Origin of the sequence: uncultured Thiohalocapsa sp., from assembly GCF_913063425.1 — a bacterium.
GTDB lineage: Bacteria > Pseudomonadota > Gammaproteobacteria > Chromatiales > Chromatiaceae > Thiohalocapsa.
In genome coordinates, this window is the sequence record NZ_CAJXYK010000023.1 from 1 (window position 1) to 16,942 (window position 16,942).

The window sequence follows — 16,942 nt, forward strand, 5'->3', positions numbered from 1 at the left end:
GGCTGCGCGAGCACGCCCTGTGCGCTGCATCGGCCTGCGAAATTCGCCGGCCGAGGGGTTCAACTGCTCTTTTTAGGGTGATGCCGGCCAGCGCCGACGCCACCAGCGCGCCCTCGTTGTAAAGGGGCAGCTGGACCAGCACGGTGGGCAGGTCGGTGTCGGCCGGCAGGGAGGTGGGCCGGGCCCGCGGCGGCAGCAGCAGCCGCAGGGCGGTGAGGGTGGCAAGGTGCAGAGACAACAGCGCCAACAGCACGAGCCCGCAGATCAGGAGGGCCTCCAGCAGCCATCCGAGCCAGCCCATGGCACACACTCCAAAGTCCGATGCGCAAAACGGACATTGGACGGCGCACTTCGCGCTGCGCAAAGGCTTTCCAGCCGAAACGCCGGCTTGGTGGACGTGCGGTGGCGTGCAGCCCCGGGGTGACGATGCTGCCGCGCAGCCGCCGCCCGGATGGAGCCGGATGTATACGGCTGCCGCGCTGTGCAGCACCACCCGCGGGCGCCCTGGACGACGCCACTGTGCTCGGCCCCGGCCGGCGACATGCCTCAGTGTGCCCGCACCGCTTTCAAACGGACGGGGTGCCAGCCACCCCGGGCCGTGCACTCACGACAAGAGGACTGAGGCTCGAGATGGCGATCTGGATCGGGGTGGGGACTGCAACCGGGCGCGACGCCGGAGCCATTGCGGCCCCGGCCCGGCGCCCCAGCCGGCGCGGCGCCCGGCTGGGCGACCGACTGGGCGCCGGCTCAGCCGGCTCTGGTAAGACGAAGCGCCCGACGGATGCGTCAGGCCGGCTTGCGGAAGTGCATCACGCCCCAGGCGAGATAGCCGTTGCTGCCGGCATCCACCCAGTGCTGCAGGCCCTGGAGCATGCGGTCGATGTAGGCATCCGAGACCTTGCCGGCGAGGGACTCGCGCTCGGCCCGGAGCACGGCGGCGACACGGCCGTAGTGATTCACCAGCTGGTGGGTCATGTCGACGATCTCGACTTCCTCCCAGCCAAGGCGCCGGGCCTGCTCGCGATAGAACGCAAAGGAGCCCAGGCTGGAGAGATGGATGCGGTCCAGCACCGGCTGCAGCACACCCTCGGGGCAGTCGTCGGCCTGCATGGGGTCGGTGAAGACGAATTCGCCGCCGGGCTTCAGCACCCGGTCCACCTCGCCCATCACCTTGTCCCGATGGCCGGAATGCAGAATCGCATCCTGGGACCAGGCGGCGTCGAAGCTGCCGTTCTCGGCCGGCACCTGCTCGAAGCTGCCGTCCACGACCTCGATGAGCTGATCCACGCCCTGCTCGCGGTTCATCTGGCGGTCGCGCTCGTTCTCGGCCTCGCTCAGGTTCAGCGCCAGCACCCGGCAGCCGAAGCGCTTGGCGAGCCAGCGGGCGGCGCCGCCGTAGCCGGCGCCCAGGTCCACCAGCCGCGCATCGGGACCGGTGAGCTTGTCCTTGATGCGATCGGCCATGAAGGCGACGGTGCGCTCGGAGGCGTCCTTGATGGCGTCCTCAGGGCCTTCATACAAGCCGATGTGGATGTCCTCGCCGCCCCAGACGTGGAAGTAGAAATTATCGGCGTCCTCGCTGTTGTAGTAATCGCGGGCGGTCTGGACGACGTCCGAGTAGCTCTGGGCTGGGCTCGTTTGGGCACTCATGTCAGGACACCTCCCGGTATTCTTTCTCGGCGACGTGGATGAAGAAGTCCGGCTCCGCTTCGCGGTAGGTCTCCTGGAAGTCGCCATAGGTATCCACGCGCTGGAAGCCCACCTCGCGCATCAGCCCCTGCACATAGCGCTTGCGCAGCGGGAACATGTTGAGGTGGAACTCAGAGCCGTCCTGGAAGCTGTACTTGAACCGCGCCAGGCTCTCGTCCACGTGCTCCGGCTCGGCGCGGACGTTGTCGCCGCAGTAGTAGTAGTTGTGGGTGGGCTGCACCTGGTGGTCCAGCAGGGCGTCGTAGTTACGCTGGTCCAGGATCAGGATGCCGTCGTGCTTCAGCGTGGCATAGAACTCCGCCAGCGCCTTGCGCCGATCATTGTCGTCATGCAGGTGCGTGAAGGAGTTGCCGAGGCAGATCACGGCGTCGTAGAGGTCGTGCACGCTGCGGTTCAGCCAGCGCCAGTCGGCGTGGATGGTGCGCAGGATGTGACCCTGGCGGCGGGCGTTCTCGAAGGCCTTGGCGAGCATCACCGGGCTGCCGTCGGCGCTGGTGACCTCGAAGCCGGCCTTGAGCAGCTGCACCGAGTGGTAGCCGGTGCCGGTGGCGACGTCCAATACCTTCTGCGCGCCGCGCTCGCGCAGCTGCTGGATGAAGAACTGGCCCTCGGCGGCGGCGCGGCCGTCCCAGTCGATGAGCTCGTCCCACTTGTCGACGAAGGACTCGACATACTCTTCCTGATATTTTTCCGATTCGCGCACGGCGAGTGGATCATCGCCGTAGTCCTGGTGTTTGGGGATCTCGGTCCGAAGCGGCGGTTGCATGTGGCTCGTCCTCTCGGTGTCGATTGGCGGATGGCCGGGCGCCGCGCCCTCGTATGCCGGCGCCTCATGCCGGCGCCGTTTGCCGACACAGGCCTTGGCGCCGGCGGGCTTGAATATCCGATGGCCTGGGACGCGGCGGAAGCGTCCGGCCGTTCGCGGCGGGCCACGGCTCACACCGGGGTCGACGCGCAGGCCGTGCGGTGCGGGCCGGGCAATGCCCGGGGATGTGCGGCGTACAGCGCATGGAACACACGGCCGCCGCCGGGTTGAGATTGCACAGCATACTACTTAGTACCCTAATGAGTGCAAGCCCCATGTGGCCCACAACACCCGTAACCTCGCCTGTTTCCGCTATTCTTCGTCAAGCTTTACAGGCACTTGCTGCTTTTCGGCTATCACGCACAATGACCGGGATTATTTTGTGAGCGAAATATTACAGCCCCAGCAGGACCCGCTGCCCGAGGGCGGCGGCGGGCGACGCGACACCGACCGCACCGATGAGGTGCTGGTGGCCCTGCGCCGGGTGATCCGTGCCGTGGACCTACACTCGCGGGCGCTGGTGCGCAGCCACGGCCTCACGGCCCCCCAAGCCCTGGTGCTGAAGGAGATCGTCGCCGCCGGCGAGCTGCCGGTGGGCGGCGTCGCGCAGCGGGTCAACCTGAGCCACGCCACCATCACGGATATCGTGAACCGCCTGGAGCGGCGCGGCCTGGTGGCACGCACCCGCAGCGAGACCGACCGCCGCCGGGTGCTGGTGCGCGCCACACCCGAGGCCGCGCAGACGCTGCGCCGCGCCCCACCGCTGCTGCAGGACGCCTTCGCCGCGCGCTTCGCCAAGCTGGCGGATTGGGAGCAGACGCTGCTCCTGGCCTCGCTTCAGCGCATCGCCGCACTCATGGACGCCGAGCGGATCGACGCGGCGCCCGTGCTCGCGGCCGGTACCGTGGAGGATGCGGCGGAAGCGCCGGCGGACGGCGCCGGCGATGAAGGGGATGCGGCGTAGCCGGGCCTCGATGCCCGGGCCGGCTGCGTGGGGTGGAAGCTGCGTGTAGGGAGACAAGGAAGGGTTCAAGAACAACCAAACCCGTTATGTCGTCCTCGCCGACTCCGCGTCGTGCCGCAGAGGAACTAGGAAACACGCGAAAAGCGCGAAAAAGGCCGGCCCTAGGCGCTGCTGGGCCGCCGTTTCGCGCGTTTCGCGTCTTTCGTCGCTGAAAAAGGTCGTACCCCTTGTGCTCGAATCCGCACTCAGTGCCCAGGGCCAGGCCTGCGCACCGTCGCGCAGGGTTGAACGATTAAGTATACCGTCCCCATTTTTTGGCCGCCGGCCCTGGGCACACGGACTTGAGTCCGCCGCCGGCAAATCATCGCCGGGGCTCGGGTTTGCAGCGGCGCCGCACCAGCGCTTGCGAGCGTGGCTCATCCTGCGACCTTTGCGCCGCCGGCGGCGCGCCGCTGACGCGGTTTGGGCTATGTCACGGCGCGGGAGCGCCGTGACGATCAGGCGGTGGAGAGCGTGCCGAGGCGTCAGCGGGCGACCTCACCACCGGGCAGCGAGCGGGCCGCGTCGAGGATCGGGTCGAAGGTCTGCGACATCATGGCCGCGATGTTGCGGGCGTGGTTGACCAGCCAGAGGCTGTCGTCGGCGCCGTTCAGGACGATGGGCGGATACAGCTGCGAGACCCGATACAGCTCGTCGATGGCCTCGTCCAGCGCCACCAGCGCATCCTCTTCGAAGTCGGTGCCGTAGGCGGAGCGGATGACCGCGAGGGTATCCGCCGACACCGCCGACGCGCAGATGGCCGAGTACACCCGCTGGCGGCGCTCCTTGGCCGGCACCTTGTCGGCGTCGTTCAGGCGCGAGTAGATCTTGTCCATGGCCCCGTTCTGACCGCCGAGCTCGGTGAGCAGGGCTGCAAGATCGTCCGGGCGCACGTTGCTCACGGCGTCACCGGCGCGCAGGTCGCTGACATAGGCGTCGAAATCCCTGAAGCCGAGGTCATACTCGTGCCCGGAGTCGGCACCACCGAGCCAGGAGATGCCCCAGCGCCGCGGGTCATAGTTGAACTTCTTGGCGGCGTTGGTGAGCCGCGGGTCGTCTTGCGAGGAGCCGCCGATGCGCGCGGTGCGGTCGGCGAAGACCTCGAAGATCTCCGTGGTGACGTACCAGATGCCGCCGGGCTCGCCCTTGATGCCGGCGGCACAGGCGGCGTTGCGGTCGAAGAAGATGATCAGGTCGTTCGGGACCCAGCTGCCCTGGTCGTTCAGGCGACGCCGGAACTGGTAAGTGATGGCCTCCGCCAGCAGTGCACCCTTCTTGGCGCGATCAAGCTCTGCGTTGGCCGGGTCCTGGAAGTCCTGGTTGATCTCGGGGGTGTCCCAGATCCAAAACAGAATGCCGATCCAGAGTGCTGCGATGAGCACGGGGATGCCGATGATGAGGCCCGACCAGAGTACGGTCTGCTTGGTGAGCCACGTGAGTATCCGCTTGATCGGACTCTTGTTTGCTTCTGCCATGACATGATCTCCATGGGTGTTTCGGTGACATCGGGGTCTGCGTCGCCCGGCTTCGCGCTGCCGGAGCCGCGCCACGGTCGCTGCGGCCCGACACAGTGGCGGCGCTCGGGGCAAGTTAAATACACCGTCCCCGAGTTTTGTCCCCAGTTTTGTCCCCGAGTTCTTGGGCCGGATTTTTTTCGGACCTGGGGCGGCGGATCACTCGAAGATCCAGGCGTCCGTGGCGCGCTCCCAGCTCACCAGCTCCTCGGGCTTGAACCAGAGCGCGACCTCGCGGGCGCCGTTCTCGGGTGAGTCGGAGCCGTGCGCGAGGTTGCGGCCCACGTCCATGCCATAGTCGTGGCGGATGCTGCCGGGGGCGGCCTCGGACGGTTTGGTGGCGCCGAGTGTCTGACGCACGGCGGCGACGGCGTTCCTGCCCTCCCAGGCCATGGCCAGCACCGGGGCGCTGGTGATGTAGTCGATGAGGCCGGGGTAGAAGGGCTTGTCCTTGAGCTCGGCGTAGTGCTCGGCGGCGTGCTCCTGCGACACCTGCATGAACTTGGCGCCGACGAGCTTCAGGCCGCGGCGTTCCAGGCGTGCGACGATCTCGCCGACGAGGCCGCGCTGGACGCCGTCGGGCTTCACCATGACGAAGGTCTGTTCCATGGGCTGCTCCTGATTGATAAGGGTGGGCCTGTCGGGCGGACAGGCAGGGACGCGAATGGTGTGCTGCGCGGATGTATCCGCGGGCGGCCCGGATGATAGCCGTCGCGGAAGCGCCTGTCGCGGCAAGCGCGGTCTCCGGCAAATCCACACAAGGCCCTGTCGCCGTGGCGAGCGGCTGCGCGCCGCCCCGTGCCGTCGACCAACGCGGGCTCTGCTGCACGCGCGCTGACTGATTGCTCAAACCGGGACTGCCGCGCCGCGTTGGAAGCTGTTGCAATGGGGGCAGGTTTCAGTACCAGTGTCCCAACCCCAGTCAGGAGTCGGCTTGTCTTCCAACCCAGCTGCGGCGGCAAAGCCCCGCAACCCACGCACCGTCGTGGTCATTTCCTTCATCTTGGTGCTCGCCTTCGGCGTCTGGGGGCTGGTCTCGCCGGACAGCATGACGTCCGTCTCCGTCGGACTCATGAACTTCGTGCTGGAGAGCGTCGGCTGGTTCTACCTGGCGCTGTGCAGCGGCTTCATCGTGCTCGCCGCCGCGCTCGCGCTCAGCCCCTACGGCAAGATCCGCCTCGGGCCCGACGACGCGCGCCCGGATTTCACCACTTCGTCATGGATCGCCATGCTCTTCGCCGGCGGCATGGGTGCGGGGCTGGTGTTCTGGGGCGTCGCCGAGCCCGTGACCCACTTCGCCCACCCGCCCGGCGATGCGCAGGGGCAGACAGCCGCCTCGGCGCGCCTGGCCATGGTGCTCACCAACCTGCACTGGGGCCTGCACGCCTGGTCCATCTACGGCGTCTGCGCCCTGGTGCTGGCCTACTTCATCTTCCGCCGCGGCATGCCGGGCATGATCTCCACACCCATGCGCGCCACGCTGCCGCCGTCTGCGGCCACGCGCAACCTCGGCATCGTCTCCGATGTGATTGCAGTGTTCGCGGTGGTCTTCGGCCTGGCCGGCTCACTGGTGATGGGGGTGCTGCAGGTGCGCGCCGGCGTCACCGAGGTCTTCGGCCTTCAGCCCACCACGGCGCTCAGTGTCTTCATCCTGGCGCTGATGGCGGCGGCCTTCATGATCTCCACCTCGTCGGGGCTGGACAAAGGCATGAAACTGCTGAGCAACCTGAACATGCTGCTGGTGATGGTCCTGCTGGCGGTGGTGCTGGTGTTCGGCCCGACGGCGTACATCATGGAGGCCTTCGTCAACGGCATCGGCGACTACTTCTCGGCCCTGCCGGCCTACGCCTTCCGGCTGCTCTCCTACGAGAACCAAATGGACTGGACCAACAACTGGACCCTGACGTATCTCATCTGGTGGGTGGCCTGGGGACCCTTCGTCGGCATCTTCATCGCCCGCATCAGCCGCGGGCGCACCATCCGCGAGTTCTGCCTCGGCGTCATCGTGGTGCCGAGCATCTTCTCCCTGTTCTGGTTCGCCGCGCTCGGCAGCACCGGCATCTGGGTGGAGCTGAACGGCAGCGGCGGCCTTGCGGCACTCGTGACGGAGGACGTGGCCAAGGCGCTGTTCGCCTTCCTGGACTACATGCCCGCGGGCATCCTGCTCGCGAGCATGGCCATCGTGCTGATCTTTCTGTTCCTCGTCACCAGCGCGGACTCCGGCACCTTCGTCATCAGCATGATGACGTCCGAAGGCACGCTGAACCCCAAGACGGCGCTCAAGCTCGCCTGGGGTGCAACCATCTCCCTGCTGACGCTGGCCATCCTGCTGTCGGGCAGCGTCGAGGTGGCCAAGGCCATGGCGGCCTTCGGCGCCGTGCCCTTCACCGTGATCCTGGTCCTGCAGATCGTGTCCTTCCTGCGCGCGCTGCGGGAGGAGCCCGTGGGCAAGCGCGCACAGGAGCAGCCGGCATGAGCGCGCTTGGCAACGGACGCATCGGCATCTTGCTCAAAACACCGGCACTGCTTGCGCTGCTGACGCTCGCCCTGCTGCTCGGCGGCTGCGGCGAGCACCTCAAGCCCGTGCGCATCGGCTCCCAGGACTTCACCGAGCAAAAGCTCCTCGCCGAAATGATGGCCCTGCTCGCCGAAGACGCCGGCGTGCGCGTGGAGCGCGCGATCCCCTACGGCGACAACCGCAAGAGCCTGCAGGCCATCCAGCGCGGCGTGCTGGACGCCTATCCGGAGTACGACGGCAGCCTGCTCAGCCTCAGCGGCGTGCCGCGCATCCGCGACCCGCGCACGGCGACGACGGCGGTGCGCGAGCTGGTGACGCCGCTGGGGCTGCGCTGGCTGGAGCCCTTCGGTGTCGAGGACGGCTTCGCTGTGGCCATCCGCCGGGACCTGGCGCTCCGCGATGATGTCACCACCATCTCCGACCTCGCGGCCCTTCCCGGCGCCATCAGCTTCGCAGCGGATGAGGGCTACCTCGCCCGACCGGTGGACGGTCTCTACGCGCTGGCCCGGCGCTATGGGCTCAGGCTGGGCCAGGTGGCGCTCTTCCCGGTGGGCGACCGCAACGCCATCTACAACGCACTGGCCGAACAGCAGGTGAACGCCGCCGAGGTCTTCATGACCGATGCCCGGCTCGACGACTACGGCATCGTGGCGCTGGAGGACGATCTGGGGTTCTACTCCATCTATCGGCCGGCGCCCCTGGTCCGCGAAGCAATCCTGCAACGGCATCCACAGCTCGAAGCCGCCTGGAATAAGCTCGCCGGGCGCATCAGCAGCGACGACATGCGCAGCCTGAACGCCCGCGTGGAGCGCAACGGCGAGGACTATCGCGACGTCGCCAAGCGCCACCTCGAAGAGCTGGGTCTGCTGCCGGAGGCGCCCGTCGCCCGCGAGCCCCGCGGCACGGTCACACTGGCGGTATCGCCACTGTCGGACATGGGCTACCTGCCCATCCGCGCCGCCGAGGCCATCCACGAGGTCATGCCCGCCCGGCGGCTTCAGGTGACCGAGCAGCCCGTGCCGGCGGACGCGGTGCGCGACGGCAGCGCCCGCTTCGGCCTGCTCGGCGCCGAGGAGCTCTTCGACATCGGCCCCGAAGGCAGCATCACGCGGATACAGGACATCGAGGCCGTGGGGGCGGCGGGCAGCCGGCTCGCCCATATCATCGCCCGTGACGACGCGACCGACCCCCTTGCTTGGGAGCGTGTCGGCACCGGCACCAAGGGCAGCGGCAGCTGGAAGACGGCTTGGATGCTGCTCGACGCCGCCGGCCTGCTGGAGCAGGTGGAGGTGGTGCAGATCCGCAACCCCGCCCAAGCCGGTGAACGACTCGCCGAGGGCGAGCTGGACGCCCTGGTGGGCATGGTCGAGGAGGGGCATGCCGGCATCGCCAAGCTCCTGGAAGACCCGCGCTTCACGCTGGTGGATATGACGCGCCTCGCCGGGGCCAACCTGGCGCTGCGCTACCCCTTCCTGCGCCCGGCGCGCATCCCCGCGGGGAGCTATCCGACGGTGGAGGAAACCCTGAATACCGTCTCCAGCCAAGCGGTCCTGGCCACCCGCATACCGAAGCGCGAGGACGACGCGCTGCGCGAGTCCGGTCCCGCCTTCGTACCCGGCGTCTTCACCCGGCTGCCCCAACGCCTGCCCTTCGACACGGCGCTGCGCCTGTCCCTGGCCCTGGACACGCCGGAGACCGTGGACCCGCTGCTGCCGGCCTCCCCCGGGCTGACGCCGGACACACCGCCCACCAAGCAGCGCTTCACGGCAGACGTCTTCTCGGCGCTGCTGAACGGGGTGGCCCTGGCCTTTCTGGTGGTGATGGTGCTCCTCTACCTGCGCCCGCTGCCGGCCAATCCGGAGCTGCGCGGCGGCGAGCAACCGGCGGACGACTGAGCCCCGTGGGAGCGGCCTCCGGCCGCGATGACTTCCAGCGCATCGGCAGCATCCGTCGCGGCAAGGATGCCGCTCCCACAGCCCAGTGCCGCCCGTGGGAGCGGCCTCTGGCCGCGACGTCTTCCAGCGCATCGGCAGCAGTTCGTCGCGGCAAGGATGCCGCTCCCACAGCGCCCGGCGAGCTGTCATTGTTCTGCAACCGTCGCAGCCGGCGGGTTGGTTAGACTGCGGCGTCTATGCTGAGCAGCCAGCCGCCGCCGCATGGGCGCCGGCTCCCGGAGGCCCTTACCGTGTCCACCCTCGACCACGCCAAGCTCGATCCAGTCGCTGATCCGGATGACATCCCCGTCAATCCGGCCACTGAGCCGAGCCTGGACGACCTGATCCAGCGCCGCTTCGGCCGCCGCGACCTGCTGCGCGGAGCGCTCGGCGCCCTGGCCGCCGGTCCGCTGGCAGGACTCGCCGCGGGCACTGCTGCCGCCGCCACCGCCGAACCGCTGGGGCCTGCATCGTCGTCGCCGGACGACCCCACCCGCTTCGATTTCCCGGAGATCCCCCGCGGCGTCGACGCCACCCACCACGTGGCCCCCGGCTACAGTGCACAAGTGCTGATCCGCTGGGGCGACCCGCTGCTGCCCGGCGCCCCGCCCTTCGACCCGCAGCGCCCGAACGCCGCCGCCCAGCGCCGCCAATTCGGCTACAACAACGACTTCATCGGCTACATCCCGCTGCCGCTCGGCTCCAGCAACAGCGAGCACGGGCTGCTGTGCGTCAACCACGAATACACCAACACCGGGCTCATGTTCCCCGGCCTCGCCGACGCCGAGGACCCCGCCGCCGCCCTGACCGGCGCCATGGTGGACACGGAGCTCGCCGCCCACGGCGGCTCCATCGTCGAGATCCACAAGGCCGGCGGCCAATGGCATCTGGTGCCGGGCAGCCGCTTCAACCGGCGCATCGAGGCCCTCACCACGCCCATTCGCCTGAGCGGCCCCGCCGCCGGCCACCCACGGCTGCGCACCCGAGCGGACCCCACCGGCACCCGCGTCATCGGCACGCTCAACAACTGCGCCGGCGGCATCACGCCCTGGGGCACCTATCTGATGGCGGAGGAGAACTTCCACCTGTACTTCGCGGGCAGCCTGGACGGCCACCCGGAGCAGCGCAACTACGCCCGCTGCGGCATGCCCGCCGCCCGCTACGCCTGGGCCAGGCACCACCGGCGCTTCGACCTGAACGCCGAGCCCAACGAGGCCAACCGCTTCGGCTGGGTGGTGGAGGTGGACCCCTTCGACCCGCAGGCCATGCCCGTTAAGCGCACGGCGCTGGGGCGCTTCAAGCACGAGGGCGCCGAGTGCATCGTCAACGGCGACGGCCGGCTCGTGATCTACTCCGGCGACGACCAGCGCTTCGAGTTCCTGTACAAATTCGTCACCGCCGGCACCGTCACGCCCCTCCCCAACCCCGCGTCAGCCCCCGCCGAGGCGTCCTATGTCGGACGCATCGACGCGGGTGGACAGGTGCACTTTCGCAAACAGGACATGCGCCGGCGCATCGCCGCGGCCCGCGCCGCCAACCGCGACCTGCTGGATCAGGGCACCCTCTTCGTCGCCAGGCTTGGGGACGACGGCGGCCTGCAATGGCTGCCGCTGGTGCATGGGCACGGCCCGCTCACGGCGGCCAACGGCTTCGACTCCCAGGCCGACGTGCTCATCGAGACCCGCCGCGCCGCCACCCTGCTTGGGGCCACGCCCATGGACCGCCCCGAGGACGTCGAGCCCAATCCGCTCACCGGCAAGGTCTACGTCAGCCTCACGAACAACAAGAACCGGGGCAAGGACGGCTATCCGGATACGGACCCCGCCAACCCGCGCACCGGCAATCTCTGGGGTCAGGTGCTGGAGATCACCCCGCAGGACGGCGACCACGCCGCCGATACCGCCACCTGGGATCTGCTGGTGCGCGCCGGCGACCCCACCGACCCAGCCGTCGCCGCGCACTGGAACCCGGCCACCAGCGCGGACGGCTGGTTCGCCTGCCCGGACAACTGCGCCGTGGATCCGTCCGGGCGGCTCTGGGTCGCCACCGACCAGGGCGGTGGCTGGCCCGTCACCTCCGGCGGCGCCGACGGCATCTATGCACTGGAGACCGAAGGCCCCGGCCGCGGCACCGCCCGCTGCTTCTTCCGTGTGCCGGTGGGCGCCGAGATGTGCGGCCCCCGCTTCACGCCGGACGGGCGCACGCTGTTCGTCGCCGTGCAGCACCCAGGCGCCGACGGCACCGAGGCCTACCCGGGCTTCGAGCGCAAATCCACCTTCGAGGACCCCGCCACGCGCTGGCCGGACTTCGCAGACGGCATCCCACCGCGCCCGAGCGTGCTCGCCATCACCCGCAACGACGGCGGCGTCATCGGCGGCTGACCCCGGGGCCACCGGCTTTCAGCCCGCCCGCCGCGTGCCCGGCTCAACGCCGGGCACACGGCGTCACGGCATCCACCCCGAGCCGAGCCTCGCCGGGGAAATCACCCTGCCGAGCTGCAACGTCTGCCGAGCGCGCAGACTTCACGCAACGCCACAACGACCGCAAAGTCGGCACGACCTGAATCCTGAGAAAATTGACGCAGCAGGACTCCGGAAACTTCCATGGCGGCCCCGGCTATACATCGGGCGACCGGAAGATGATCCGATCAAGCCCAATGGACTTCGCCCGCATCGACGCCCCAACGACGGCGAGATCGCGCTCCTGCCCCGGCTGTTCGGGACCATCAGCGTCGACGCCGTGTGCAGCCCATGCCGCACCCCAATTCCCCCAACCAACCCGGCCGCAATCGTCAGCCTGGTGGCCATCGCCGCGTACATTGTGCGCCCTGTCTTCAACAACCGCTGAGCCCGCGCCCCGGCAACCTTTGGTCAGCAGCCACCGCAATGGCGGCCGAGCGGCTCTGACCAGCTGGTTGCGGTTGCACTGCCCCATCAAAGCACGTTTACTACGGCCCGGAGCCGTGATCTGCCATAGCCTCGGCTTGGCTGACCAGCCCTCCCGCCGCGACACCGCCAACTCCATATCCGTGAAATCCTTCCCACCTTGCGGGCTCGCAGTATCTATTGTGGATACTGCCCCATAGCCGCCAACGTCTCCCACGACGGCCCCGGCGGTGCGCTCGCTCATTCAGCCACAAATCGAAGCCATGTCTTACAGACCGCCGCGTCCAAAGCGCGTCTATGTCGCTGAGCACGCCACGTCGCGTCGCTGCGAACAGGCGAGGTATGTCGCACTGGCGGTGGCCACCCTGGTTCCCGCCCTCGCGACAAGCGCCGAGCTCACCCTGGCATGGGATCCAGTGGCTGACGACCGCGTCGCTTACTACGAGCTGCACTACGGCAAGACCAGCACCGAGTACGACCAGGTGCAAGCGTCCACCTCGACCACTGCAACCGTCTCCGCGCTGGATGAAGGCGTCACCTATTACTTCGCGGCCAAGGCCTGCAATCAGGACGGCACGCTCTGCAGTGCATTCTCCGAGGAGATCTCCACCACCATCGCCTACCGACCGCCGGAGGCAGACTTCACCGCTGGCGCACAGAGTGGTATCGCGCCCCTGACGGTCACCTTCTCTGACGCCTCCACCGGTGCCGTCGACACCTACGCCTGGGATTTCGGCGACGGCAATACCAGCACGCAACGCTCCCCCGTGCACACCTATCCCACTCCGGGCACCTACACCGTGACACTGGCCGTGACCGGCCCGGGGGGAGCCTCATCCACCATCAAGCAGGATGCGGTCGTCGTCTCCCATGCTCCGCCCACAGCCGACTTCACAGAAAGCACAGCCAATGGCGTCGCCCCGCTGCTCGTCACGTTCCAGGACCGATCGATAGGCGTGGTGGACAGCTATCGCTGGGACTTCGGCGACGGCGGCACCAGCAGCGGCCAAACCGCAGTGCACACCTATAACCAGCCAGGTCTCTATACCGTCGTGCTGGAAGTGACAGGCCCCGGCGGCATCGCGACCAAGACCAAGTCCGATCTGCTGAGCGTAGCACCGCCCGCCCCTGCTGCGGCGTTCGCGGCTGCGTCCACCACCGGCGCGGCACCACTCACTGTCCAATTCTCCGACGCGTCGCAGGGCCTGATCACGAGCTACGTCTGGCATTTTGGAGATGGCTCAAGCAGCGCCGAGTCGAGTCCAACGTACACCTACGAAGATCCCGGCATCTTTGACGTCGCGCTGACCGTAACGGGTCCAGGCGGCAGCGACACCCTCGTGCAGCCAGGGCTCGTCGAAGTCCTGCAGCCGGAGCTCAAGATCGAGGCCGGTGAGCTCACCCTGACCCACGAGCTGCAGCATGTCGACTTCGCTCAGCAGTTCGCCGATCCGATTGTCATTCTCGGTCCTGCCGAAGGGACCGGTGGGGACCCTGTGACAGTGCGGCTCGACAGCGTGGACGTTGACGGTTTTTGGGTCCACCTGCAGGAATGGGACTATTTGAACGGCACCCACACCGCCGAGCTCGTCGGGTACGTTGTCCTCGAGCGCGGCGTCCACCAGCTGCCTGACGGCACCTGGATAGAAGCCGGCCAGACCGTCGCCGACGGTGATGAAAGTTGGGAACTGGGCCTCTTCGACGCGCCGTTCTCGTCTTCACCTGTCGTGCTCGCCAGCGTCGCAACAGTGAACGGCACAAACGCCGTCACGACCCGTCTCCGAGACATCGATATCGCCGGCTTTCAAGCGCGTTTACAGGCAGAGGAGGCCAGCACCGTATCGCCCCCCGCGGAAGCGGTGAATTACCTTGCATGGGAGCCATCCTGCGGCGAGGTCAACGGCCTGCTGTTCAAGGTCGGCACCACCGCTGACGACAGGACACACTCCCCATCTACGCTCGTGTTTTCCGATGCCTGTCCTGCCGCGCACGGGCAGTTCGCTGAGCCGCCCACCCTACTCACCGACATGCAAACCACCGACGGTCCGGACACTGCGAATGTGCGATGGCTGCACAAGACCCCCGCATCCGTCTCCGTTTGGATCGACGAAGAGACATCTGCCGACTCGGAGATATCCCACACAACGGAAGGCTTAGGGTATCTCGTGATTGAACCCACCACTGCCGCTGGTCCCTGACCGCGACCACCTGTCACGACCCTGCCCACTCGCCCGCCAGCGCTGTTCTGGCGTAGCAACTCGTCACGACTGCGCGGCGCGGCTTGCCGATGATCGAAGCATCGGCTGCAGCGCAGACGCCATCTTCACCACGCTCGCGAAACACAGCCGAAGGCTCGCATGAGGCGCTTCGTCCTCGTAGCGTGCTTGCCCCTCAGCGTCTGACACGCCTTCACTGGCCAGGCGTCCCTGGCCGCCTGACGCGGCGCGGCTTCGAACTGTTGATCCGAAGATGCAACAAGGGTCACACATATTCAGAGTCAATGCATTACCCTGCCCTTCACTAAGCGTTTCCCTTAGTTGACTGAAAGCGGTTTCTGATCTTCCTGGCGGCGCACAGCTCGCCATGCGGGACGGAAATTCGCGGGACAGCAAGAGACATGACCCCTGGACTCTCTGCGTGGTGCGACTTCTGCAACACTTCGAAGCCTGTGGTGGTGTGCACGAAACCCTCGACAGTGGCTCTGGCCCTCGCCGCGTGTATCCTGTTTCCGAAACTCGCGCCGAGTGCCGAAGTCACCCTCGAATGGGACGCGGTCAATGACCCACGCGTTGCCTCCTATTCGGTATACATCGGGAAGGAGGCTGGCGTCTACGACGAGGCGAGACAATCCCCCTCCACAAGACTTACTGTCGACGGACTGGACGAAGGCGCCACTTACCACTTCGCGGTCAAGGCCTGCAACCTGGACGAGACGCTTTGCAGTGAATTTTCCGAGGAAATAGCGACGACCATCACATACGCAACGCCCAGCGCAGCGTTCACAATCGCTGGAGCCACCGGCGTTGCGCCCCTGGACGTGGCATTCACTGATGCCTCCACCGGGGTGATCGAGGCATACGCCTGGGACTTTGGCGACGGCGGCAGCAGCTCGCAACGATCGCCCTCCCATACTTATGCGTCTCCTGGGACGTACACGATCAGCCTCGATGTCACCGGCCCCGGGGGTACCTCCAGAGCAACCAGGCCTGCTGCGATCGTCGTCTCCCATGCACCGCCGATCGCCGACTTCACGGCAAGCAGCAGCACTGGCCCAGCCCCGCTCATTGTGACCTTCAAGGACAGCTCGGCCGGCGCGGTAGACACCTACGGCTGGGATTTCGGCGACGGCAACACCAGCACGGGTCAAACCGCGGTGCATGCCTACCGTGACGCAGGTGTCTACACCGTCGATCTCACAGTGACAGGCCCGGGAGGCAGCTCCAACGAGACCAAGCCGGACCTCGTCAGCGTATTGCCGTCTCCGCCCACCGCCGACTTCACCGCCGGCACGACATTCGGCCCAGCCCCGTTTGCGGTTCACTTCTCGGACGCCTCCACCGGAGACATCACCACCTATCATTGGAACTTCGGCGACGGCGCGACGAGCGCCGCGCGGGACCCGGTCCACACCTATAACGATCCCGGGACCTTCGACGTCGAGCTCACAGTCACAGGCCCCGGTGGAAACGACACACTGACGCGCCCGGACTACGTTGAAATACTCCCGTCCGAGCTCCGAATCGAGGCTGGCCAGCTCACCCTGAACCACAGGCCGCAGCGTGTCGACTTCACCAGGACGTTCCAGGACCCGATCATCATTCTTGGCCCCGCCAGCACCAACGGCGGACAGCCTGTCACTGCAAGAATCGAGTCCCTCGACGACGATGGCTTTTGGGTCTGGCTACAGGAATGGGACTATCTCGATGGCTGGCACGCGAACGAGACTGTTGGCTATGTCGTATTGGAACGCGGCGTTCATCAGTTGCCTGGCGGGACCCTGCTCGAGGCGGGACGAACCGAGGTTGACAACGACAGCACGGCCGAGCTGGTGCTGTTCGAAGCTGAGTTTTCCACACCACCAGTGGTACTGAGCAGCGTGACGACCGTCAACGATCCGGCCCCCATCACAACGCGCCTCCGGGGTATCGATGTCGCCGGCTTCGAAGCCCAATTGCAGCGGGAAGAAGCCAACAAAGGCGCCCATCCCTCTGAGACGGTGACCTACCTGGCCTGGGAACCCGGCTGCGGCAAGATCGACGGCATGCCCTACGCAGTCGGGGCGACCGCCGACGACAGGACCCACACGCCGTCTGCAATCGACTTCTCTACCACATGTGCAGACGGACAAAGCCAGTTCGCTGAGCTCCCTGTCCTGCTCGCGGACATGCAGACGAGGGACGGAGGAGACACCGCTAACCTCCGATGGAACCACAAAACCCGGGACTCCGTCTCCATCTGGGTGGACGAGGAACAGTCACGCGATTCCGAGACCCGCCACACCACGGAAGCGGTGGGCTACCTCGCCATTGGTCACACCGACACTGCTGACCCCTAATACGTCTGGGGAGTAAGC

10 protein-coding genes and 1 pseudogene are annotated in these 16,942 nt (G+C 67.2%); 6 read left to right on the top strand and 5 right to left on the bottom strand.

All coding sequences use genetic code 11. The features are described from left to right. From QZ607_RS13635 to QZ607_RS13645, 3 genes and pseudogenes are all read right to left on the bottom strand, one after another. Positions 1-301: pseudogene (locus QZ607_RS13635) on the bottom strand (hypothetical protein); the annotation flags it as partial. A gap of 485 nt (positions 302-786) precedes the next feature. After that, positions 787-1,650 carry a cyclopropane-fatty-acyl-phospholipid synthase family protein gene (locus QZ607_RS13640; protein ID WP_295883565.1) on the bottom strand — a complete coding sequence of 288 codons (864 nt, stop codon included), beginning with the start codon at positions 1,648-1,650 and terminating at the stop codon, positions 787-789. Between the two features lies 1 nt (position 1,651). Next, on the bottom strand, positions 1,652-2,476 hold the full coding sequence (locus tag QZ607_RS13645; RefSeq protein ID WP_295883566.1) for a class I SAM-dependent methyltransferase: 825 nt from the start codon (positions 2,474-2,476) through the stop codon (positions 1,652-1,654). A 421-nt stretch (positions 2,477-2,897) separates the two neighbouring features. Between QZ607_RS13645 and QZ607_RS13650 the strand changes: the two genes are divergently transcribed. Further along, positions 2,898-3,479: a MarR family winged helix-turn-helix transcriptional regulator gene (locus QZ607_RS13650; protein WP_295883568.1), complete on the top strand. Its 582-nt coding sequence runs from the start codon at positions 2,898-2,900 to the stop codon at positions 3,477-3,479. 524 nt (positions 3,480-4,003) lie between these two features. Here the strand turns inward: QZ607_RS13650 and QZ607_RS13655 are convergent. Next, positions 4,004-4,993 carry a DUF2333 family protein gene (locus QZ607_RS13655; RefSeq protein ID WP_295883571.1) on the bottom strand — a complete coding sequence of 330 codons (990 nt, stop codon included), beginning with the start codon at positions 4,991-4,993 and terminating at the stop codon, positions 4,004-4,006. A gap of 198 nt (positions 4,994-5,191) precedes the next feature. After that, positions 5,192-5,641 (bottom strand): nucleoside-diphosphate kinase, encoded by a 450-nt coding sequence (gene ndk, locus QZ607_RS13660; RefSeq protein WP_295883573.1) that lies wholly within the window; start codon positions 5,639-5,641, stop codon positions 5,192-5,194. A 325-nt stretch (positions 5,642-5,966) separates the two neighbouring features. Between ndk and QZ607_RS13665 the strand changes: the two genes are divergently transcribed. The 5 genes from QZ607_RS13665 to QZ607_RS13685 all read left to right on the top strand — a co-directional run bounded on the left by QZ607_RS13665 (position 5,967) and on the right by QZ607_RS13685 (position 16,924). Beyond that, a complete protein-coding gene (locus tag QZ607_RS13665) occupies positions 5,967-7,508 on the top strand; it encodes a BCCT family transporter (RefSeq protein ID WP_295883575.1) in 1,542 nt (513 codons plus the stop codon). Further along, positions 7,505-9,445, top strand: a complete 1,941-nt coding sequence (locus QZ607_RS13670) for a glycine betaine ABC transporter substrate-binding protein (RefSeq protein ID WP_295883577.1) — start codon at positions 7,505-7,507, stop codon at positions 9,443-9,445. The genes QZ607_RS13665 and QZ607_RS13670 overlap by 4 nt, the downstream gene beginning before the upstream one ends. 290 nt (positions 9,446-9,735) lie before the next feature. Then, positions 9,736-11,865: a PhoX family phosphatase gene (locus QZ607_RS13675; protein WP_295883578.1), complete on the top strand. Its 2,130-nt coding sequence runs from the start codon at positions 9,736-9,738 to the stop codon at positions 11,863-11,865. Positions 11,866-12,632: 767 nt separating this feature from the next. Next, the gene (locus QZ607_RS13680; RefSeq protein WP_295883579.1) at positions 12,633-14,567 is read left to right on the top strand and encodes a PKD domain-containing protein; all 1,935 of its coding nucleotides are present in this window, start codon (positions 12,633-12,635) and stop codon (positions 14,565-14,567) included. A gap of 497 nt (positions 14,568-15,064) precedes the next feature. Then, positions 15,065-16,924, top strand: a complete 1,860-nt coding sequence (locus tag QZ607_RS13685; protein WP_295883582.1) for a PKD domain-containing protein — start codon at positions 15,065-15,067, stop codon at positions 16,922-16,924. The last annotated feature ends 18 nt before the right edge of the window (positions 16,925-16,942 follow it).